The sequence below is a fragment of the Embleya sp. NPDC059237 genome (genome assembly GCF_042754105.1).
In the GTDB taxonomy this organism is placed as follows: Bacteria; Actinomycetota; Actinomycetes; order Streptomycetales; family Streptomycetaceae; genus Embleya.
This window is the reverse complement of the sequence record NZ_JBHZAE010000005.1, coordinates 67,276-88,584: the sequence shown is the minus strand read 5'-3', so window position 1 is coordinate 88,584 and position 21,309 is coordinate 67,276. Positions and strand designations below refer to the sequence as shown.

At 73.3% G+C, this 21,309-nt stretch carries 20 protein-coding genes and 1 riboswitch; of the genes, 5 read left to right on the top strand and 15 right to left on the bottom strand.

Translation table 11 applies throughout. The features are described 5' to 3' along the window. Window positions 1-1,481: 1,481 nt before the first annotated feature. From ACFXKZ_RS17590 to ribD, 8 genes are all read right to left on the bottom strand, one after another. Complete coding sequence (locus ACFXKZ_RS17590; RefSeq protein WP_380001320.1) at window positions 1,482-1,949, bottom strand: PH domain-containing protein; 468 nt, start codon at window positions 1,947-1,949, stop codon at window positions 1,482-1,484. 65 nt (window positions 1,950-2,014) lie between these two features. Beyond that, the gene (gene hisG, locus ACFXKZ_RS17585) at window positions 2,015-2,878 is read right to left on the bottom strand and encodes an ATP phosphoribosyltransferase (protein ID WP_380001318.1); all 864 of its coding nucleotides are present in this window, start codon (window positions 2,876-2,878) and stop codon (window positions 2,015-2,017) included. A gap of 165 nt (window positions 2,879-3,043) precedes the next feature. Continuing rightward, entirely contained in the window at window positions 3,044-3,307 is a 264-nt protein-coding gene (locus tag ACFXKZ_RS17580; protein ID WP_371863190.1) for a phosphoribosyl-ATP diphosphatase, read from the bottom strand. Between the two features lie 55 nt (window positions 3,308-3,362). Next, a complete protein-coding gene (gene ribH, locus ACFXKZ_RS17575; RefSeq protein WP_126642970.1) occupies window positions 3,363-3,854 on the bottom strand; it encodes a 6,7-dimethyl-8-ribityllumazine synthase in 492 nt (163 codons plus the stop codon). A gap of 192 nt (window positions 3,855-4,046) precedes the next feature. Then, window positions 4,047-5,357 carry a bifunctional 3,4-dihydroxy-2-butanone-4-phosphate synthase/GTP cyclohydrolase II gene (locus tag ACFXKZ_RS17570; protein ID WP_380002051.1) on the bottom strand — a complete coding sequence of 437 codons (1,311 nt, stop codon included), beginning with the start codon at window positions 5,355-5,357 and terminating at the stop codon, window positions 4,047-4,049. Window positions 5,358-5,398: 41 nt separating this feature from the next. Then, complete coding sequence (gene pnuC / locus ACFXKZ_RS17565; RefSeq protein WP_380001316.1) at window positions 5,399-6,061, bottom strand: nicotinamide riboside transporter PnuC; 663 nt, start codon at window positions 6,059-6,061, stop codon at window positions 5,399-5,401. Then, a complete protein-coding gene (locus ACFXKZ_RS17560; RefSeq protein ID WP_380001314.1) occupies window positions 6,058-6,699 on the bottom strand; it encodes a riboflavin synthase in 642 nt (213 codons plus the stop codon). The genes pnuC and ACFXKZ_RS17560 overlap by 4 nt, the downstream gene beginning before the upstream one ends. Before the next feature lie 3 nt (window positions 6,700-6,702). Continuing rightward, window positions 6,703-7,779 carry a bifunctional diaminohydroxyphosphoribosylaminopyrimidine deaminase/5-amino-6-(5-phosphoribosylamino)uracil reductase RibD gene (ribD, locus tag ACFXKZ_RS17555; RefSeq protein WP_380002049.1) on the bottom strand — a complete coding sequence of 359 codons (1,077 nt, stop codon included), beginning with the start codon at window positions 7,777-7,779 and terminating at the stop codon, window positions 6,703-6,705. A gap of 165 nt (window positions 7,780-7,944) precedes the next feature. After that, window positions 7,945-8,089: riboswitch (FMN riboswitch) on the bottom strand. A 187-nt stretch (window positions 8,090-8,276) separates the two neighbouring features. On the opposite strand from ribD, the gene rpe reads away from it, so the two are divergent. Beyond that, a complete protein-coding gene (rpe, locus tag ACFXKZ_RS17550; RefSeq protein ID WP_380001312.1) occupies window positions 8,277-8,951 on the top strand; it encodes a ribulose-phosphate 3-epimerase in 675 nt (224 codons plus the stop codon). A 164-nt stretch (window positions 8,952-9,115) separates the two neighbouring features. Here rpe and ACFXKZ_RS17545 read toward each other — a convergent pair whose 3' ends face one another. From ACFXKZ_RS17545 to def, 5 genes are all read right to left on the bottom strand, one after another. After that, window positions 9,116-9,895, bottom strand: coding sequence for a class I SAM-dependent methyltransferase (locus tag ACFXKZ_RS17545; protein WP_380001310.1), 780 nt, complete (start codon window positions 9,893-9,895; stop codon window positions 9,116-9,118). A gap of 38 nt (window positions 9,896-9,933) precedes the next feature. Continuing rightward, window positions 9,934-10,659, bottom strand: coding sequence for a hypothetical protein (locus ACFXKZ_RS17540; protein WP_380001308.1), 726 nt, complete (start codon window positions 10,657-10,659; stop codon window positions 9,934-9,936). Window positions 10,660-10,831: 172 nt separating this feature from the next. Next, on the bottom strand, window positions 10,832-12,226 hold the full coding sequence (locus tag ACFXKZ_RS17535) for an RsmB/NOP family class I SAM-dependent RNA methyltransferase (RefSeq protein ID WP_380001306.1): 1,395 nt from the start codon (window positions 12,224-12,226) through the stop codon (window positions 10,832-10,834). A gap of 5 nt (window positions 12,227-12,231) precedes the next feature. Further along, window positions 12,232-13,164, bottom strand: coding sequence for a methionyl-tRNA formyltransferase (gene fmt / locus ACFXKZ_RS17530; RefSeq protein WP_380001304.1), 933 nt, complete (start codon window positions 13,162-13,164; stop codon window positions 12,232-12,234). 6 nt (window positions 13,165-13,170) lie between these two features. Next, window positions 13,171-13,716, bottom strand: a complete 546-nt coding sequence (def, locus tag ACFXKZ_RS17525) for a peptide deformylase (protein ID WP_380001302.1) — start codon at window positions 13,714-13,716, stop codon at window positions 13,171-13,173. Window positions 13,717-14,048: 332 nt separating this feature from the next. On the opposite strand from def, the gene ACFXKZ_RS17520 reads away from it, so the two are divergent. Together ACFXKZ_RS17520 and ACFXKZ_RS17515 are read left to right on the top strand one after the other, a co-directional pair. Then, window positions 14,049-14,654: an RNA polymerase sigma factor gene (locus ACFXKZ_RS17520; RefSeq protein WP_380001300.1), complete on the top strand. Its 606-nt coding sequence runs from the start codon at window positions 14,049-14,051 to the stop codon at window positions 14,652-14,654. Then, window positions 14,651-15,850, top strand: a complete 1,200-nt coding sequence (locus ACFXKZ_RS17515) for a hypothetical protein (RefSeq protein ID WP_380001298.1) — start codon at window positions 14,651-14,653, stop codon at window positions 15,848-15,850. Before ACFXKZ_RS17520 ends, ACFXKZ_RS17515 begins: the two co-directional genes overlap by 4 nt. Window positions 15,851-16,122: 272 nt before the next feature. Here the strand turns inward: ACFXKZ_RS17515 and ACFXKZ_RS17510 are convergent, their stop codons facing one another. Next, window positions 16,123-18,351, bottom strand: coding sequence for a primosomal protein N' (locus ACFXKZ_RS17510; RefSeq protein WP_380001296.1), 2,229 nt, complete (start codon window positions 18,349-18,351; stop codon window positions 16,123-16,125). Between the two features lie 117 nt (window positions 18,352-18,468). On the opposite strand from ACFXKZ_RS17510, the gene ACFXKZ_RS17505 reads away from it, so the two are divergent. Continuing rightward, window positions 18,469-18,714, top strand: coding sequence for a hypothetical protein (locus tag ACFXKZ_RS17505; protein WP_380001294.1), 246 nt, complete (start codon window positions 18,469-18,471; stop codon window positions 18,712-18,714). Between the two features lie 29 nt (window positions 18,715-18,743). Then, window positions 18,744-19,058: a type II toxin-antitoxin system PemK/MazF family toxin gene (locus ACFXKZ_RS17500; protein WP_380001292.1), complete on the top strand. Its 315-nt coding sequence runs from the start codon at window positions 18,744-18,746 to the stop codon at window positions 19,056-19,058. A gap of 39 nt (window positions 19,059-19,097) precedes the next feature. On the opposite strand, the gene ACFXKZ_RS17495 is transcribed toward ACFXKZ_RS17500, so the two are convergent. Continuing rightward, entirely contained in the window at window positions 19,098-21,182 is a 2,085-nt protein-coding gene (locus tag ACFXKZ_RS17495) for a restriction endonuclease (protein WP_380001290.1), read from the bottom strand. Window positions 21,183-21,309 lie beyond the last annotated feature (127 nt).

Here is a 21,309-nt window from a genome sequence, read left to right as displayed (position 1 = left end):
GTTGCTCGGCGAAAATCGGCCGGCAGCGGCGAGCAGAGAGGACCGCCGGGTCGAATCCGCCGGCGAGCCTTCCCGAGCGGGCCGGGCGCTTCCCGCGAGCGTCGCACCTCGGTCAACTGCGGGGCCGGGCAGAGTCGCCGGGTTGGCCGCCGCCGGCGTGCGGGGCTCCAACACTCGAAGCCCCCGACGAGACGGGCGTGTTGCTCGGCGAAAACCGGCCGGCAGCGGCGAGCAGGGAGGACCGCCGGGTCGAGTCCTCCGGGGAACCTTCCCGAGTGGGTCGGGTGTTTCCAGCGAGCGTCGCGTTTCGGTCGGGTGGCCGGTCCGGGGCGGTCAGAGTCGCCGGGGTTGGTCGCCGCCGGCGTGCGGGGCTCCGAGACTCGAAGCCCCCGACGAGACGGGTGCGTTGGTCGGCGAAAACCGGCCGGCAGCGGCGAGCAGGGATGGCGGTCGCGTCGAGTCGGCCGGGAGCCTTTCCGAGTGGGTTGGGAGGGCGGGTGTTTTCGGTGTGCGGTGGGTGTGTGGGCGGCGAAGGTTCACGAACCCGGATCGCGTGGGGTGCTGCTGCCTCAGCGTGAGGGAAAACCGCAGGTCAGCTTTGGATGGGAGCCGTTTCGCGGGCTCGGGATCCGGTTTCGAGTCGTACTGGGCACTTTCGGTCGCCGCGCCGGCGTTTTAGAGGCCGGAGCGCACGAAACCGGCACTCGACACCCGACTTTCCGCGCCGGCCCCGCAAATCCCCAGGTCACCGAAACATGAAGCCCCAAGCCACCCATCGCGAACCGGTTTCAGACCCCATCCCGCGCAAACGCCCCCGAAATGCCCCCAACCACTCGGGAAGGCCTCCGGCAGACTTGACCCGAGCCCCCTCCCACTCCCCCGCTGCCGGCCGGTTTTCGCCGAGCAACACACCCGTCTCGTCGGGAGCCCAGGGTCTCGGAGCCCCGCACGCCGGCGGCGGCCAACCCGGCGACTCTGACCCGGCCCCGCAGCCGCCCGAGGCGCGACCCCCGCCGCAAGCACCCGACCCACCCCTGAAGGCCCCCCGGAGGACTCGACCCAACCCCTCACCCTGCCCGCCGCTGCCGGCCGGTTTTCGCCGACCAACGCACCCGTCTCGTCGGGAGCCCCCGGTCTCGGAGCCCCGCACGCCGGCGGCGGCCCACCCCGCGACTCAGACCGCTCCGGACCAGCCCACGCAACCAAAAGCGCAACGCCCGCCGCAAGCACCCCACCCACTCCGGAAGGCCCCCGCAGGACTCGACCCGAGACCCGACCCCTCACCCTGCCCGCCGCTGCCGGCCGGTTTTCGCCGAGCAACGTGCCCGTCTCGTCGGGAGCCCCCGGTCTCGGAGCCCCGCACGCCGGTGGCGGCTCGCCCTTCGAGCCGGGCCGGCGTGCGGGGCTCCGCAGCCGACCGAGATGCGACCCCCGCCGGAAGCGCCCGGCCCACTCGGGAGAGCCCCGGCGGCCCCGGCCCGCTAGCGTGCCTCGGGGGCTGTGCCGTAGTGGTCGGCCAGGGTTCGGAGTTCGCGGGCCGCGGTGATGGCGGCGGATTTGCCGTTGGAGGTTTGGATGCCCATTACCGGCAGCGTGTCGCCGTTGGACATGTCGATGTAGACCCACGGGTCGCCCTGGCGGAGGTACACGCGGACGATCTGGGCCCATTCCAGATGTGTGGTCCGCAGCAGGTTGACCACCGTCACGCCGTCCGCGGCGGCGACCACCTTCGGGCGGCCCAGCATCACCATCGCGCCGAGGCCCAGGACGCCGGTGGCCGCGACGCCCATTCGTGAGCCGAATCCCCAGCCGCCCTTCTCCGGCAGCATCACCGCCAGCACGCACAGCCCGACCAGGATGATCGCGCCGAGCACGCCGGTGATCAGCCGACTGCGCCTGGCGTACCAGGTACGCGGGAGCGGGGGGTCGACGGGGGTGGGCTCGCTCATAGGGAAACGGTTCTCCGGAGGGTGGCGGTGGTCGGCCCGCCGGGTGACGGGCCGACCGGACGGGGTCAGAGGCGGCAGGCGTGGATCCCGGTGACCAGGATCGCCCGCGCGCCGATCTCCCAGAGGTCGTCCATGATCTGCTGGGCGTTCTTGCGCGGCACCATCGCTCGCACCGCGACCCAGCCCTCGTTGTGCAGCGGGCTGACCGTCGGCGACTCCAGGCCCGGGGTCAGCGTGACCGCCGCCTCGACCCGCTCGACCCGGATGTCGTAGTCCATCATCACGTAGCTGCGCGCGACCAGGACGCCCTGGAGCCGGCGCACCAACTGCTCCAGCGCCGGCGAGGTCTCCGCGCCGGCGCGCCGGATCAGTACCGCCTCGGAGCGCAGGATCGGCTCGCCGAACACCTCCAGGCCCGCCTGGGCCAGCGTGGTGCCGGTCTCCACCACGTCGGCGATCACGTCGGCGACGCCCAGCTGGATCGCGGTCTCCACCGCGCCGTCCAGCTTGACCAGTGCCGCGGCCTCGATGCCGTGCTCGGCGAAGTCGCGCTGGACGATGCCGATGTAGGAGGAGGCCACCCGCAGTCCGGCCAGCCCCTTCTTGCCCTGCTCGGCCAGCTCGCGCGCGATCGGCGCGGGCGCGGCGTAGCGGAACGTGGCCGGGGCCAGGCCCAGTTGCAGGATCTCCTCGGCGTCGGCGCCGGAGTCCATCAGCAGGTCGCGCCCGGTGATGCCGGCGTCCAGCCGGCCGGAGCCGACGTAGATCGCGATGTCGCGCGGGCGCAGGAAGAAGAACTCGACGTTGTTGTCGGGGTCGGTGAGGACCAGTTCCTTGGAGTGCTTGCGCTGGCGGTAGCCGGCCTCATGCAGCATCGCCGACGCAGGCTCGGAGAGGGAACCCTTGTTGGGTACGGCGATGCGCAGCATGGAATGACCCTTCGGGATGGTGCTGAACCGAGTGGAGCGGAACCGAGTGGAGCGGAACCGAGTGGAGCGATACCTGGTGGAGCGATACCGAGTGGAGTGAATCGGGTGGATCTCAGGGGTACGGCTTCGCCCCCGGCCCGGGTGGTGGGCCGGGGACGGCGGCTGTCACAGGTGAGCGTATACGTCCTGGAGGGAGATGCCGCGGGCGACCATCATCACCTGGAGGTGGTACAGGAGCTGGGAGATCTCCTCGGCGGTGCGGTCGGCGCCCTCGTGCTCGGCGGCCATCCACACCTCGGCGGCCTCCTCCACGACCTTCTTGCCGATCGTGTGTACGCCGGCGGTGACGAGCTCGACCGTGCGCGAGCCTTCCTGGCCCGATTCCGCCTTGGCCCGCAGCTCGTCGAAAAGCTGTTCAAACGTCTTCATGGTGCCCATCGCGTGGTTGTGGGTGGCGTGTCGAACGGCCCGGCCGACCTGCCGGTCAGGCCGAACGCCACGGTTCGGAGAGCGTACGCAACGCCATCGCGGTCGCGACGGCCGCCTCCACCGCTTCGCGGCCCTTGTCCTCGCGCGAGTGCGGCAGGCCGGCCCGGTCCAAGGCCTGCTCCTCGGTGTCGCACGTGAGCACACCGAAGCCGATCGGCACGCCCGTGTCGAGCGCGACCCGGGTGAGGCCGTCGGTGGCGGCGGAGCATACGTACTCGAAGTGCGGGGTGCCGCCGCGGATGACCACGCCGAGCGCGACCACCGCGTCGTAGCCGCGGCCGGCCAGCGCCTTGGCGAGCACGGGCAATTCGAACGCGCCGGGGGCCCGGATCAGCGTGGGTTCGGTGATGCCCAGCTCGCTCAGGGCCTTGACGGCCCCATCCACGAGGCCGTCCATCACGGCGGTGTGCCATTGCGCGGCGACCACGCCCACGCGCAGGTCACGGCAGCCCTCGACGGTCAGTTTCGGGGCTCCTGCGCCACTCATGTCTGTCGTTGTCCTTCGGCTGGAACGGCTCGATGCCCGGGCTGTGTTGCCCGGTTTGTGCACGACTGCGAGCCTGGTTGCGAGATGAGGATGGAGCGGTTCGAACGAGACGAACCTATCGGCGCGGCCGGGACCGCACCGCGTGCGTGTCACCGGTACGGGTGACGTCGGCGGCTCTGGAAAGCCGAGGGGTCACGCGCTGCTGACCGCGCGCCCCTTCGCGTCGACGGCCTCCGCGACCTCGGCGACCGACGGCAGGTCCGCGGTCGGGTCGCTGGGGTCCAGCCAGGGCAGGTCGTGGCCCATCCGGTCGCGCTTGGTCTGGAGGTAGCGCAGGTTGTCCGCGGTGGCGTGCACCGGCAGGGCGACCCGGCCGGTGATCTCCAGGCCGTAACCCTCCAGGCCCGCGCGCTTGGCGGGGTTGTTGGTGAGCAGCCGCATCGAGCGCACGCCCAGGTCGACCAGGATCTGCGCGCCGGTGCCGTAGTCGCGGGCGTCGGCCGGCAGGCCCAGTTCCAGGTTGGCGTCCACCGTGTCGTGGCCGGCGTCCTGGAGTTGGTACGCCTGGAGCTTGTGGATCAGCCCGATCCCGCGCCCCTCGTGCCCGCGCATGTACAACACCACGCCTCGGCCCTCGGCGGTGACCCGGTCCAGCGCGGCGTCCAGCTGCGGGCCGCAGTCGCAGCGCAGCGAGCCGAACACATCGCCGGTCAGGCACTCGGAGTGCACCCGGACCAGGACGTCCTCGCCGTCGCCGATGTCGCCGGCGACCAGCGCGATGTGCTCGACGTTGTCGACCGTGCTGCGGTAGCCGATCGCCCGGAACGTGCCGTGCTCGGTGGGCAGTCGGGTCTCGGCGGCACGCTCGATCGTGCGCTCGGTACGGCGGCGGTAGGCGATCAGGTCGGCGATGCTGACGATCTTGAGGCCGTGTTCGCGGGCGAACGGGATCAGCTGCGGCAGCCGGGCCATCGTGCCGTCGTCGTTGACCACCTCGCAGATCACCCCGACCGGCGCCAGACCGGCCAACTCGGCGAGGTCCACGGCCGCCTCGGTGTGCCCGGGGCGCACCAGCACACCGCCCTCGACCGCGCGCAGCGGGAAGATGTGGCCGGGTCGGGTCAGCTGGGTGGGCAGCGTGTCCGGGTCGGACAGCAGCCGCACGGTGTGCGTGCGGTCGGCGGCCGAGATGCCGGTGTCCACGCCGTCCTTGGCGTCGACCGAGACCGAGTAGGCGGTGCCCTTGCGATCCTCGTTGACGGCGGTCATCGGGGGCAGCTTGAGCCGGTCCAGGTCGGCACCGCGCATCGGCACGCAGACCACGCCCGAGGAGTAGCGGATCATGAAGGCCATCAACGCCTGCGTGGCCAACTCGCCGGCGAAGATCAGGTCGCCCTCGTTCTCCCGGTCCTCGTCGTCCACGACGACGATCGCCTCGCCGGCGGCCATCGCCTTGATCGCGTCGTCGATGGTGTCGAGGGCCGACTCGGTGGGCGCGCCCATCTGCGCCGGCACCTCGATCTCGGTGGTTTCGCTGCTGGTCTTCACGCCGTTGCCCCTTCCAGGTGCCGTTCTGCCCTGCGGGCAGCCCCCTTGTCCCGGTACCGCCGGGAGCGGTTCCACCAGTCGACGAGTCCGGCGACGCACATCACGAGGAAGACGCCGTAGACCAGTCCGCTGAACACCAGACCGTGCTGCCAGGCGAGGGGTACGCCGACCAAGTCGACCGCGATCCACACCAGCCAGAACTCGAACAGCCCTCGGGCCTGCGCGAGCATGGCCACGACCGAGCCGACGAAGATGTACGCGTCCGGCCAGGGCGCCCACGAGATGCCCGTGTGTTCGAGCAGTTGCGCGAAGCCGACCGTGCCGACCGCCATCAGCGCGACCAGCGCGATCCGCTCGTGGGTGGTGCCGAAGCGGATCTCCACCTCACCGGTGTCGCGCCGCCCGCGCGCCCAGCGCCACCAGCCGTACGCGGCGGCGACGATGATCACCACGTTGCGCATCGCGCTGCCGCCCAGGTGCACGGAGGTGTTGGCGGCGATCAGCAGCGCCGCGCCCACGATCTGTACCGGCCATGCCCACAGGTTGCGGCGCAGCGCGAGCCAGACGGTGGCCAGGGACGCGATCTGGCCGAGCAGGTCGGACCACGGCACCGGCTTGTTCGCGACGGTGAACGCGGCGTCGTTGAGCCAGCCGGTCACGATGCCCTCACCTGTGTACCGAGCCCGGGTGTGCCCGGTCCGTGGGTGCCCAGTCGCTCGACGTACTTGGCGATGATGTCGACCTCGAGGTTGACCGGGTCGCCGACGGTTTTCACGCCGAGGGTGGTGAGCGCGAGCGTGGTGGGGATCAGGCTGACGGTGAAGCTCGCGTCGTGCGCCTCGACGACGGTGAGGCTGATTCCGTCGACGGTGATCGAGCCCTTGTCCACCACGTAGCGGGCCAGGTGCGCCGGGAGGGCGATCTCGACGATCTCCCACTCCTCGCCGGGGGTGCGGGCCAGGATCTCGCCGGTGCCGTCGACGTGCCCCTGGACCAGGTGTCCGCCGAGCCGGCCGCCGAGCACCATGGGGCGCTCCAGATTGACCCGCGAGCCGGTGCTCAGCGCGCCGAGGCTGGACTTGTCCAGCGTCTCCTGCATCACGTCGGCGGTGAAGGTGGCCACCTCGGGGTCGACCTTGTCGTCCACGACGGTCAGACACACACCGTTGACGGCGATCGAGTCGCCGTGTCGGGCACCGGTGGTGACGACGGGGCCGCGGATGGTGATCCGGGCCGAGTCGGTCAGCCGCTCGATGGCCACGATCTCGCCGAGTTCCTCAACGATTCCGGTGAACATGCGTCAGGACTCCTTCGTACGGCCGGCGGAGTGCGGCCGTGGGCGGGCGGTGATGCGGATGTCGGTGCCGAGGCGCGTGACGTCGTCGACGTCCAGTCGCAACATCTCGGAGATGGTGCCGATTCCGGCCGGGCCCAGGGCGGTGGGTCCGGCGCCGAGCAGGGCGGGGGCGAGATAGCCCACGACGGTGTCGATCAGGCCGGCCGCGGCGAACGCGCCGGCGAGGGTGGGGCCGCCTTCGAGCAGCACGGCGCGCACGTCGCGGGCGTACAGCTCCTTCAGCAGCGCGGGCAGGTCCAGGCCGGTGTCCGCGAGCGGTACGCGCAGTACGGCGGCCTGGGGCAGGTGTGCGGCGACCGCGTCGGGGCCGACCGCGATCAGGGTCGGCGCCGCGTCGTCGAGCACCCGGGCGTCGGCGCGGGTGCGGGCGTGGGTGTCCACGATCACCCGCAGCGGTTGCCGGGCGCCGGGTACGTCGCGCGCGGCCAGGTGCGGGTCGTCGGCGAGCTGCGTGCCGGAGCCGGCCAGCACCGCGTCGACGCTCGCCCGCAGCACGTGGGTGTCGGCGCGGGATTCGACGGAGCTGATCCACCGGGCGCTGCCGTCGGCGGCGGCGCTGCGGCCGTCGAGCGTGGCCGCGTACTTCCAGGTCACGTGCGGGCGGCCCAGGCGGATGGCGGTCAGCCAGGCCCGGTTGCCCGCCGCGGCCTCGGCGGCGAGCAGGCCGCCCTCGGCGTCGATGCCCGCCGCACGCAGCACCGCGCCGCCGCCGGCCGCGGCCGGGTTGGGGTCGGCGACGGCGTAGCGCACCCGGCGGATGCCGGCGTCGATCAGGGCCTGTGTGCAGGGGCCGGTGCGGCCGGTGTGCGAGCAGGGTTCGAGGGTGACCAGGGCGGTGCCGCCGCGGGCCGCCGCACCGGCCGCGCGCAGCGCCTCGACCTCGGCGTGCGGGGCGCCGGCGCGGGTGTGGAAGCCCTCACCGACCACGGTGCCGTCGGGGCCGAGCACGACACAGCCGACCAGCGGATTGGGACTGGTGTGACCGAGCGCACGGCTCGCCAGCGAGATGGCCCGGCGCATCGCCGAGGTCTCCTCGACCGGCGGGGCGGTGTTGCCCTCCACCTCGTGCCTCCTCGCGTTCGACGCGGGGCAACCGGGGTGTTTTCGGGCACAACGACACGACGAATCGACGCGCGGGGATGTCGGCGCACCTTGGGGTACGCGGGCATGCCGCAGTCGCTCGCCGCGCGCCACCTCCCATCCGGACTTTGACCGTCGGTACCGGAATTCCACCGGTTCAGCCGGCCGTCGCTCCACGTGATGCGGGGCGTCGACCGGGTCGCGGACTGTAACCGCCGGTTCGGATTTTCACCGACCCCGGAGCGCGCGTACGTGACTTTCGTACACCTCGAAGTGTGCCACGGCGGCCGACAACGTTGACCGTGGGCAACCTGTGCCGTCCGTCACGGTGCGTTCGTATATCCGAACGCGACTGCGGCGAGGATGATCTGACGATTCGTCAGGTCGCTGGTCGAGGCGGTGCCCGCGGCGGGCCGCTTCGATGAGATTCTGTGCGCATGACCGTGCAGATCAATCCGAGCATCCTGTCCGCCGACTTCGCCCGCCTCGCCGACGAGGTCGCGCAGGTGCGCAACGCCGACTGGCTCCACGTGGATGTCATGGACAACCACTTCGTACCGAACCTCACCCTCGGCCTGCCCGTGGTGGAGAGCCTGATGAAGGCCACCGACACCCCCATCGACATGCACCTGATGATCGAGGACCCGGACCGCTGGGCACCCGCCTACGCGGAGGCCGGCGCGGGCAGCGTCACGTTCCACGTGGAGGCCGCGACCGCCCCGATCAAGCTCGCCCGCGACCTGCGGGCCAAGGGCGCGCGGGCCTCGATGGCGCTGCGGCCGGCCACGCCGATCGAGCCGTACGAGGACCTGCTGCCCGAGCTGGACATGCTCCTGGTGATGACGGTCGAGCCGGGATTCGGCGGGCAGAGCTTCCTGGACGTGATGTTGCCGAAGATCCGCCGGACCCGGCAGCTGATCGCCAAGCACGGTCTGCAGATGTGGCTGCAGGTGGACGGCGGGGTCTCCGCCAAGACGATCGAGATGTGCGCGGAGGCCGGGGCGGACGTGTTCGTGGCGGGCTCGGCGGTCTTCGACGGAACGGACCCGGGTGCGGCGGTGGACCGGCTGCGGGCGCTGGCGACGGGGGCCGCGGAGCGCTGCGCCCATTAGGGCGGGGTTGTTTTGCCCACGCGCCCACCCGTTGCGCTGCGTGAGCACGCTGCGGTTTTCACGGTTCGGGGTCGCCCGCGCCGGCCCGTGAAGCTTCGTCACAATGAGTGAAAGCGATGCGCGGCTGTTGGGGTCTCTCGTCGTCCTCGCCGGGGCGGGAGACCTCAGCCGGTCGCGGACCAGATCGTCCAGTGGTCGATTTCGGTGATGGGCGCCCGGGACGGAAGCTTGGACTCGATGTAGGCCGCCAGCGCGTCCAGTTCGGTGTCGGTCAGTTCGTGCAGCAGCGAGCGGCCCGTGCGGGCGCGCAGGTCGGCGCCGACCTCTCGGGCGTCGGTGTAGCTGCGGCGGGTCTCGGCGAGCGCGGTGGTGCGTACGGCGGTGAAGCCGGCCTCGCGCAGTGCCGCCTCGACCGTGGCGCCGGTGGGGCGCCGGGCGGTCTCGATCGCGAGCAGCGCGGGGAACCGCTCGAAGAACCAGCCGCGCAGGTGGGTGGGCGTGCCGGGGCGGGCGACGTCGGCCGGGGTGCGGTCCTGGACGATCAGCGTGCCGCCGGGCGCGAGCAGCCGCCGGGCCTCGCGGAAACATTCGGCGAGGTCGTCGAGATGGTGGATCAGCGCCCGCTCGAACACGATGTCGGCGGCGCCGTCGGGCAACCCCGTGGCGTACGCATCCCCTTCGCGAAACGACAGCCCTCCCCGCGGCGACAACCCGGCCCGCTCCCGGGCGCCGGAGAGGATCGCGGCCGAGAAGTCCACCCCGACCACGCTCGCCGCCCCCAGGTCCAGCCACGCGGTGGTGTACACCCCGCCACCGCACCCGACGTCCACGACCCGCGCCCCGACCGGGTCCACGAGGTCGCCGACCAGCCGCGCCCAGTCCGCGCCGGCGGTGCGGTGGGTGTACGTGAGGCGGTTGGCGTGGTTGTGGAAGTCGATCGGCATGGCGGCCTCCCGGGGGCATGGCGCAAACTATCTCGACATCAAGATACTTCACGACGAGAGGACGCTTCAAGGTCTCGCCGGCGCCGCCGGATCAGGTACACGCCGGTGCACAGGGTGACCCCGGTCAGCGCGGCAATGTGCTCGCGGCCGGCCAGGTTCGGCTTGACCACCACCTCGGCGATCATCAGCGCCCACACACCCACGAACAGGATCGGCGCCCGGCGCACCATCGCGATGCACACCACCAGGCCGACCACCGCGGCCGAGGGGCCGGTGTCCATGATGTCGCCCTGATGTGCGTCGATGCCGAGCACGTGGTCCGGGCCGAGGCCGACCATCACGCGCGCGGCCAGCGTGCCGGACAGCGTGGCGACGTACGCGATCACCAGGGTCCGACGGGCGCCCAGGTCGAGTTCGGCCAGTCCGAACAGGATCAGCACCTGGATCAGCGCACCCCACACCGGCAGGTCCGGCGCGGGCACGAACAACGACACGGGGGTGCGCAGCAGCGCGAGCGGCAGCGGGATGCCCGCGCTCACCCCGCCCAGCACCCGCACCACGTCGCCGCCCCACGAGGTGCGCCAGGCCAGCCAGAAGCCGAGGCTCAGGAGCACCGCGCACACCGTGAGCGGAATCGCTTTCGGCCCGTGCGCGCGCAGTTCGCGCACGGGCCGCGCGGTGAGCCTGGTCCATTCGCCGCGCACCGCCGCCCCTGTGCGGACGAGCAGGCCGGGGCGCGGGGTGCTGCGGGCGAGCGTGGACATGGGTACGGCGGCTCCTGCGATGGCGGGATGTCGCGACCGCCCGCGGTGCGCGTGGAACCCGAGGGACGGCCGGTGCGGCCGCGCCCGAAGTGACGACCACCCTCGCCGGTATGCCCCATTCAACCGGATTCAGCCGCGCATCACCCCATTCGGCCGGGCGACCGCCGACCGGTCAGCCCCTCCGACGCAGCAGGGCCAGATACATCGCGTCCGTGCCGTGCAGGTGCGGCCACAGTTGTACGTCCGGCCCGCTGCCCAGGTGCGGTACGCCCGGGAACAGGGGGCGGGCGTCGATCAGCTCGGCCTCGTCCGCGCGCAGAATGTCGTCGACCACCACGCGGGTCTCGGCCGGGTGCGGTGAGCAGGTGACGTAGGCGATCACCCCGCCGGGACGGGCCGCCGCCACCGCCGTGCGCAGCAAAGCGCGCTGGAGTTCGCCCAGTTCGGGGATGTCCTCGGGCTTGCGGCGCCAGCGCGACTCCGGGCGGCGGCGCAGCGCGCCCAGGCCGCTGCACGGGACGTCGGCGATCACCCGGTCGAAGCTCCCGGGTCGCCAGGCCAGCCTGGTGCCGTCGGCGGTGATCACCTGATGGTGGGTCAGGTGGCCGATCGCGTTGCGGACCAGGCGGGCGCGGTGGTGGCGGCGTTCGACCGCGAGCAGCGACACGTCGCGGCCCGTGGCGATCGCGGCGAGCAGGCCCGCCTTGCCGCCGGGGCCGGCGCACAGGTCCAGCCAGCGGCTCTCGGTGCCCTCCACCTCGGCGTTCGCCAGCGCGGCGGCGACGAGCTGGCTGCCCTCGTCCTGGACGGCGGCCCGGCCGTCGCGGATCGCCTTGATCGCGGCGGGGTCGCCCTCGGGCAGCGTGGCGGCGTACGGCGACCAGCGCCCGGGGGTGGCCCCGGCCTCGTACAGCTCGGCGAGTTCCACCCGGCCCGGGCGGGCGACCAGGGAGATCACCGGGGCGAGGTTGTCGGCGGCGAGCAGCGCCTCCATCGCGGCGCGGTCGTGCGGGTTGCCGCGCGCGCCCAGCGCGTCCCACAGCGCCTGCACGATCCAGCGCGGGTGCGAGTGCAGGACCGCGAGGTGGCCCTCGGGGTCGTCCTCGTAGGGCGGCGCGATCTGCCGCAACCACGTGTCCAGGTCCTGCTTGGACACCCGGCGCAGGATCGCGTTGACGAACTTGGCCCGGCCGTCGCCGAGTACCGCGCGGGCCAGTTCCACGGTGGCCGAGACGGCCGCGTGTACGGGGGTGCGCATGCTCAGCAGCTGGTGCACGCCGAGCGCGAGCACGTCCAGGACCGGCGGGTCGATCTCCTGGATCGGCCGGTCGGTGCAGGCCGCCACGATCCGGTCGTAGGTGCCCTGGCGGCGCAGCGTGCCGTGCACCAACTCGGTCGCGAAGGCGGCGTCACGGGGGATGATCCGGCGCTCGCGCAGCAGCGCGGGCAGCACCAGGTTGGCGTAGGCGTCGCGTTCGCCGACCGCGTGCAGGACGTCGTAGGCGGCCAGGCGCGCGGCGTCGGGACGCGGGCGGCGGTAGGGGCGTGCGGCGGGGGCGTTGGTCACGGTGCTCAGTTCGTGCCGAGGGTTTCACCGGGCTCGGGGTGTGCGCCCCGGGCCCAGTCGGTGGCGGCCATCATGCGTTTGCCCTGGGGCTGGACCTGGGTGAGTTCGACCGCATGGCTGCCGGTACCCACGCGGACCACCTTCTTCTCCACCGCGATCTCGCCGGGGGCCAGCGCGTTGTCCCCGGCGCGCAGCCGGACCGGGGCGAGCTTCAGCCGCTCGCCGCGGAAAGTGGTCCAGGCGCCGGGGGCGGGGGTACAGCCGCGCACCACGCGGTCCACGCGCAGCGCGGGTGCGGTGAAGTCGACGCGGGCGTCCTCGACGCCGATCTTGGGCGCGAGGGACACCCCCTCCGGGGACTGCGGGCGCGGGGCGAGGCTGCCGTCGGCGATCCCGTCCATGGTCGCCACCAGCAGGCGCGCGCCGGAGCGGGAGAGCCGGTCGAGCAGGTCGCCGCTGGTGTCGGTGGGCCGGATCTCGTCGGTGACCATGCCGTACACCGGGCCGGAGTCCAGGCCCTGTTCGATCTCGAAGGTGCACGCGCCGGTGATGTCGTCGCCGGCGAGCACGGCGTGCTGCACCGGCGCCGCGCCGCGCCAGGCGGGCAGCAGCGAGAAGTGCAGGTTGACCCAGCCGCGCGCGGGGATCTCCAACGCGACCTTGGGCAGCAGCGCGCCGTAGGCGACCACGGGGCAGCAATCGGGGGCGATCTCGGTGAGCCGGGCCAAAAATTCCGGGTCGCGCGGCTTGGCCGGGCGCAGGATCTCGATCCCGGCCTCGGCGGCTCGCTCGGCCACCGGACTGGCGACCAGTCTGCGACCGCGACCGGCGGGGGCGTCGGGGCGGGTGACCACCGCGACCACCTCGTGCCGGGACTCCAGGAGGGCTTCGAGTGCGGGGACGGCGACCTCGGGGGTGCCGGCGAAGACTAGGCGCATGGGGTTTTAGAGGGCCTTCCCGAAGGTGGAGTGGGGGGAGAACTTCACCTGGGGCGGGGCCTGCCCCGCCCACTCCGCCTCGCGCAGCGCACGCAGCGCGGACTTGCGCTGTTCGCGGTCGAGCCGGTCGATGAACAGGATGCCGTCGAGGTGGTCGGTCTCGTGCTGGATGCAGCGCGAGAGCAGCCGGGTGCCCTCGATGACGACGGGGTCGCCGTGCATGTTGAAGCCCTTGGCGACCACGCCGTACGCGCGCTTGGTGTCGTAGCGCAGACCCGGCAGGGACAGGCAGCCCTCGGGGCCGTCCTGTTCGTCCTCGGACAGGTCCAGGTCGGGGTTGATCAGGTGGCCCACCTCGCCGTCCACCTGGTAGGTGAACACCCGCAGGGCAACGCCGATCTGCGGCGCGGCCAGGCCGCTGCCGGGCGCGTCGCGCATCGTGTCGGTGAGGTCGGCGACCAGTCGACGCAGTTCCTTGTCGAACACGGTGACCGGGTCGGCCTTGCTGCGCAGGACGGGGTCGCCGAACAGGCGGATCGGCTGGACTGCCACGGGTGTGCTCCCCCATCGGTGGTCGGTCGGTGGTCGGTCGTACGGCTGCCGGCGACCGCCGCGCGTGGCGGCGCGGTGCACGAGGTGTGCCGCTCGGCGGTGTCGGTCGATCGGAACCGGAGAGCGGCAAGTCTACTGAGCGGGCGCGGCCCGGCTCCCGCATGCCGGGCGTGGGTCGCCGGCGGGGCGGCCCGGGGTACGTCCGGCGACCGTCCGCGTCGGCTTCCGGTGGTGCGCGGAGTGGGGCTCGCGTGCCTCCGGCAAGCCTGGTCGGGTGGGGCCGGCTTACCTCCGGCAACCCTGTCCGAGGTGGCGGACACTCTCCGGGTGTGATGACCGAACAGGAACATCAGGACGGGGACCACGTGTTGTGGGCCCGGGTCCGCGCGGGGGATCGCGACGCGTTCGCGGTGGTGTTCGACCGGCACGCGGGGGCGGTCTACGGCCACCTCCTGCGGCGGACCGGTGACGGCGGTGAGGCCGAGGACCTGACGTCGGCGGTGTTCCTGACCGCCTGGCGTCGCCGTGCGGAGGTGACCTTCGACCGGGACAGCGCACTGCCGTGGCTGCTCGGCACGGCGAACCGCACGGTGGCCAACCGGCGGCGCGCGCTCAAGCGTTACCGGGCGCTGGCCGCGCGGGTGCCGCTGCCCGACCACGAACCCGACCACGCGGACGAGGTGGCCCGGCGGATCGACCGCGAGCGTGCGGCGCAGGCGTTGCGGCGTTCGGTGGCGAAGCTGCCCCGGCACGAGCGCGACGTGGTGGAGCTGTGCGTGTGGGGCGGCCTGGATCAGCAGGCGGCGGCCACCGCGCTGGGCGTGGCGTTGGGCACGGTCAAGGCGCGGATGCATCGGGCCCGCAAGCGGTTGAGCGGCCTGCTGGCCGAAGAGGGCGTGCACGCGAGCACGCACACAGGCATCGAGGAGGCACGATGAGCCCGTACGACGAGGACCGGCTGCCCGGACACGACCGGCGCCGGCGGGAGTTGCTGGCCATGCTCGACACGGAGCCGTCCGGCCGGCACCGGGCGCTGGTACCGGGGATCGCCGCCGGCGCGGTGCTCGCGATGTGCGCCGTGGGGGTGTTGGCCGCGGGGCCGTGGCGGGGGCCGGAGAACCTGTCGGCCGCGGGGCCGGTGGCCGGCCAGGACCCGTCCCAGGGGGTGCCGAGGGAGTCGGCCAAGGCGGGCGACCCGGTGCCGTGGGACGTGGCGAGCCGAACGCTGGCGACGTGTCTGGACAACGGCCGGCGGGCCGCGGTCCCGCCTCCGCCGCCGACCGGATTCGCGACGTCGAAGCCGACGTGGCAGCCACCGGGGGCGACGATGTCGCCGGGTGGAGGGTGGTCGCTGCCGCCGGGGATGCCGTTGTCGGAGGCGCCCGTGCCGCCGTGGTCGAGCGATCCGGTGCCGCCGGCCGGAACGGGCCGGCCGACCGGGCCGAACGTGTCCCCGACGTCGTCCGGGGGGCCCGCGATCGGGTCCGGGTCGCTGTACTGGCCGGACAAGCCGGCCACGTTCCCGCCGGGCGTCGCGGTGGACGGGGGGCCGCCGCCGCCGCTGACGGCGAGCCCGACGGCGCACGGGGCGCGGACGCCGAGTCCGGCCGGGCCCGACGCGTCGTTGTGGAAGGTGCGCGAGCCGGATTCGGCGTTCAAGCCGTACTTCACCGCCTGGGAGGAGATGCGCAGCGGCATGTTGCGCCCGATGGTCGTGGGCAAGGCGACCAAGCCGGGCCTGGTGGTCTGCCACGGGGAGGCGCCACCGGACTTCCCGGCCCCGACGGCGGCCGACGGCACCCTCGCGGGCCCGTTCGAAGTCCGTCGAAGCATGCTCCTCGGTCCGGTGAACGACCCGCCGCCGGTCTCCGCGGTGTCCACGTGGTGGGGCAGGACCACGGCCTCGGTGGCCCGGATCGTGGTGGAGCTGCCGGACGGACGCACGATCGGCGCGGTGGTCCGCAACGGCGTGTGGTTCGCCGGCATCCCCGGCAACGTCGACGCCCCGCCGCACATCCGCGCCTACGACGCGGCCGGCGCCCTCCTGGCCGACCGCACGGGCGACACGGAGTCGCTGCGCTGCACCACGACCCCGACGACGAAGGGCTGCGGAAGTCGGACGCACTGGGGGTAGCCGCCCCTAGCTGCGACAGGGGCGAACGCCCGATTCGTCGCGGGTCCGCGGGTCCGCGGGTCCGCGGGGCGGCAGGTCTGCGAGGCAGCAGGGCCGCAGGGCCGCAACCGACGAGAAACCCGCGGGCATGGCGTCACTCGCGTCGGCGGGTCACACCCGGGTGGGCTCGTGGCACCCGCCGCGCGGCCCCCGGAGCCGGGCCATGAGCCGGGCGCCCGGGGTGCCGCCGGGGGCGCGCCGTCCGGGCGGACCGGGCGCCGCGCCCGACCGCGTCAGCCGATGTCCGGCGGATCGACCCTGATCAGCACCGGATCGGCGGTCCCCCGGGCCAGACGCAACGTCTGTGCCGCCTTCAGCGCGTGTGCCAGTTCCGCGCCGCGGCCGGGTTCGATCCGGAGCAGGACCCGTTCGTGGCGCGGCGGTTCGGCCGCCGGCCGGGCCGCCGCGGGGGGTGGCGGCGTGGTGCCGAACAGGGCGCGGGTGAGTTCGGCGCGGGTGTCGGCGGCCCTGGGGTCGGGCCTGGTCGGCGCCGGCGGCGGGGTGCGGGCGACGGTCGGGGCGACCGGGACGGGCCCCAGTACATCCACCCCGTCCGGCAGCCGCAACACCGCCAGGAAGTCGGCGATCCCTGCGGGCGGCCCGGTGACCGACGCCATCCGCGAAACCGGCGGCAGGTTCAGGTCGGCCCGCTCGCCGAGTTCGGTCAGCGCGTACCCCTGTGGGTCCCACCGCACCAGCGCCTGCACCGGGCGCAGCGTGGACTCGGCGACCACGACCAGCGTGCCGCCCTCCCCCGCCGGGCGGACCAGGCTCGCCGCGTCCAGCCAGCGGCGCAGCGCCTCCTCGCCGGCGCGCAGGTCGGGCCGGGTGAGCAGGGCCCAGCCGTCCAGGAGCAGCGCCGCCGCGTAGCCGCTCGGCGCGACCGGTTCGGCTCCGGGCGTGGCGATGATCAGCGCGGGCAGATCCGGCACGGTGGTCAGGATCGCGTCCCGCCCGGAGGTACGCACCGGCACGGTCGGGAACGCGCGGCCCAACTCCTCCGCGGTCCGCCGCGCGCCGATCACGCCCGCCCGGATGCGGTCCCCGCCGCACACCCGGCAATGCCAGTTCGGCGCCGGCCGGGTACACCAACCGCAGGTCAACACCGCGTCCCCGGAGGGCAGTTCGAGCGGCCCCGAACAGTGCACGCAGCGCGCCGGCTCCCGGCAGCGCTGACACGACGTGCGCACCAGGTAGCCGCGTCGGGGCACCTGGACCAGGACCGGACCGCTGCGCAACGCGGAGCGCGCCACGTCCCAGGCCAGGCTCGGCAACCGTGCCGCGCGCGCCGCCTCGTCCCGGGCCAGGTCGAAATCGCTGCCGACGGTGCGCACGAGCGGTGCGGCGGCGCGGACGGCGGCGCGGTCGGCGTCCAGCGGCCGGGCCCAGCCGGTGCGGACCAGTTGCGCGGCCTCGACCGTGGTGGAGTGCCCGCCGACGGTGAACGCGGCGTGCTCGCGGGCGGCGCGCATGGCCAGTACCTCGCGCACGTGGGGGTGCGGCGCGTTCTGGTCGGCGTGCGAGTCGTCGCCGTCGTTCCAGACCAGGGCCAGGCCCAGTTCCACCACCGGCGCGAACATCGCCGCGCGGGTGCCCACGACGGCGCGGACCGTGCCCCGGTTGACCGCGAGCCAGCGCCGGTAGCGCTCCTCGGGTCCCAGTCCGGCGGTCAGCGCGACGTGCCGGCCCGGACCGAGCAGCGCGGTCAACGCCGCGTCGACCCGATCCACGGCCTTGGCGTCGGGGACGACCGCGAGCGCTCCCCGACCTCCGGCCAGGGTGGCGGCCAACGCGCGGGCGATCTCGTCCGGCCAGTGCGGTCCGGGCAGCGCGGCCCACACCGTGCGCGGCGACTCCCCCGCGGCGAGCGCGGCCAGGTGCGCGACGCCGGCCGGGTAGCGCGACCACGGCCCGGGCGCGGGCGGCCCGGGCCGTGTCAACGGCTCCCCCGAGGGCTCCGCCTCGGCGCGCGCGTGCCGGGCCGGCAGCGCGAGCTGCACGACGTCGGCGAGGCTGCCGGCGTACCGGTCCGCCACCGCCCGGGCCAGCTCGACCATCGGCGGCGCGAGCACGATCTCAGGCGAGACCACGCTCGCCAACGGGGCCAGCGGCCCGGCGTACGTGCTGCGCTCGGCCCGCTCGACGATCACCCCGTCGATCAACCCGCCACCGCGCCGCCGCCCGTCCACGACCTTGGCCCCGAACCGCACCCGCACCCGCACCCCGGGCTGGGCCTGCTCGTCCAGCTTGGCCGGCACCGAGTAGTCGAACAACCGATCCAGATGCACGAGCCCCTTGTCCACGACGACCCTGGCCACCGGTAGCCGCTCGGCCTGAGCCGGCGCCTTCGGCTTGCGCCCCCGCGCAGCCCGCACGGCCCGCCGCGCCCCCTCGACCCCGAGCACCAACTGCCCGTCCTCGCCGCTGCTCCCACCAGGATCGTTCGTCGCCACATCGATCATCCTGACAGACGGGTACGACGCATCCCCGCAGGGACGACGCCCCCCTCAGCAGCCCGATACCGCTCCCGCGACGGGCAACGACAGCCCACTCGCATACTCCCAGGTATACTGGACGGTATGACCTCCACCACGATCAAGGTCGAGACGGGCATACGAGACGAACTGGCTCGCCTGGCCGCGGACGAACTCGGCGGCGTCACGTTGAATGCCGCCCTTTCCCATCTGCTCACCGAGCACCGCAAGGCAGCGGTCTTGGCCGCGTATGCACGGCTCGAGGCCGACCCTGCCGCGTGGAAGGGCTACGAAAGCGAACTCGGCGAGTGGGACGGCCTGGCCGGCGACGGCCTGGGCGGTGGGCAGTGAGCCGGAAAGCCGCCCCGTGGGAGGTCTGGATGGCCGACCTCGCGCCGGTCATCGGCTCGGAGCAGTCCGGTCGCCGTCCCGTCGTGGTGGTGAACTCACCGTTCTACGCGTCCTTCCCCATCGCCATGGCGATCATCGTGCCGCTGACCACGCAGGACCGCGGCCTGCCCCATCACGTCCCGGTGTCCTCGCCACAGTCCGGCCTCCGCCGTCCGAGCTGGGCCCGGACCGACGATGTGCGGGCGATCTCCGAACAGCGTCTCATCGGGCGCCCGCTGGGCAGCGTCGGCGACAAGGAGGCGGAGGAGATCCGCACCTACCTTCGGCTCATGCTGGACGTCTGAAGCGTCATGCACGCCGGATCGACCCGGGCCGGGCGTGGCCTACTCCACCTCCACGCCGTGTGACTCCGCGACGCCCAGTAGGCCGTTGCGGAAGCCGTTTGTGGTGGGGGAGAAAGTCCAGCCGGTGTCGGTGCGGACGAAGGCGCCGAGGACCATGGCGGTTTCGCCGGAGCGGCGGGTCGGGACCGGGTTGGTGCCGAGGTTGCGGCCGTTCGCCTGGTCGAGGCGGGTGAGTTTGGTGCCGCGCAGGGTGCTCAGGTCGCGGCCGGGGGCGTGTTCCTCGTCGACGGCGGCGGCCAGGACCAGCCGGTCGGCCTCGCGGGGCAGCAGGGCCAGGTCGATCAGGAAGCCCACCCCGTCGCCGATCCGCACCGCCCCTTCCGGACTGGCCGGGTTGTTGAAGAAGACGAAGTGCTCGTCGCCGAGCACCCGTCCGCGCCGGCATACGAACGCGCACGGGTCCAGCGGCGGCGCGGTCCCCGCGTCCCAGGCCACCTGGACCAGGAGCCGGCTGCCGGGCGCGGCGGCCGTGCCGGTGCCCGGACCCAGCCGACCGCGCAGGCCGTGGCGGGCGAGCAGGCCGACCAACTCCGGCCCGGTGACCAGGCCCAGCGGCTTGTTGCGGATGAACTCGTGGCTGCCGGGCCCGAATTGGGACGTGGTGACCAGCAGGCCCTTGTTCGCGCCGTGGTGCTGTACGGTCCCGGCCAGGTCGCGCACGGCGGTCGGCGGGACGGTGTGCCGGTAGCGCTTGACCTGCACCACGATCGTGCCGCCGCGGATCGGGTCCGGGTCCACCGCGACCACGTCGACGCCCTGGTCGCCGCTGCGCGCGGTGGTCGCGACCTCCATGCCCATGCGCTGGAACAGCTCGGCGATCAGGTTCTCGAACTCGATCGGGTCCATCACGAACAGGTCCGGATCGTCGTCGGCCCCGGGCCGCGCGGGCAGCGTGGGGGTGGGCGCCGGCGCCGGCGTCGGCGCCGAGGCGACGCTGTCCGCGAGCCGGGTCGTGCGTACCGGGGTGGGCCGGTCCGGGCGCGTCGACAGCGTGCCCTCCATCGCCTCCAGGCACGCGACCGCGTCCACCCGGTCCAGGCTGATGTGCCGGAAGTCCTGCGCGCGGGCGGTCACCGTGACCAGGTACGTGCGCCCGGGTCGGCCCGTCGCCGGGTCGATCGCCTGAACGAAGCCGTTCAGCACCACCGAGTCGAGGATGCCCTCGTGGTCGGCGAAGAACAGTTCGGCGAGTATCCGCAGCGCGCTCTGCGCGAGCACGTCGCGGTGGATCGTGCGCCGGTCGGTCGCCGTGCGGGCGACCTCCTTCTCCTGGTCGTCGGTCTTGACGTAGCGCATCCGGGCCACCGCCGGCACCACGTCGACGGTCGGGAGTTCGTGGTCGACCACGAGTTGGCGCTGCGCGGCGTCGAAGGCCACCGTCGACTGGTCGGAGAAGCCCTCCGGCCAGTCCGGCGAGGCGAGCAGGACCCCCTCGAAGTAGTCCTCGATCGCCTCCGGATCGCGCGCCGCGAGCCGCCGCACCAGGTCGTCGACCTGCTCGTTGCGCTGCGCGGCGAGCGCCCGCTGACCGTTGGCCCACTCCTCGAACCGGCGGCGGTAGTCGTTGTATCGCTGCTGCCGCTCGTATTCGGCGGCCTGTGCGGCCCGCAGGTCGTGCTCGTAGCGGGCCTGTGCCTGCGCCCGGTCCTGCTCATAGCGCGAGTGCGCGCCGGGCGCGAACGAGCCCAGGCCGGACGGGGCGGCGACCTGATAGCGCGCCGGATCGGGCATCGGGATCGGCCGGGCCAACTCCCCCGGCTGGAACGGCGGGATCTCCACGGCGGCGCGCAACCGGTCGATCCGGAACCCCGGCGCGCTCAGCCGGGCCCGGAGCACGCCCTGGAGTTCGGCGACGCGCTCCTCGATCTCGGCGGTCCGTCGGGCCACTTCGGCCTCGCGGGCCTGCTGGTAGGCGCGCTGCGCCTCGCGGTCCGCGCGGGCGGCGGCCTTCTGCGCCTCACGGCGATTGCGCTCGTCCGCCCGCTGTTGCTGCTGCCGCGCGCGCAACTCGGCCTCGCGCTGCCGCTGTTGCTGCCGCTGTAGTTCGGCCCATGTCCCCAGCACGCCGGTGCTCCGCCGACTCGCCACGCTATCGCCCTTCCGCCCTGCACCCGTCCGCCCCCACGCTGGATGCCATCCTGCCGTGTTCGACCACTCGGCGCGAAGGCGGTCGGCGGGTCGATCCGCAGGT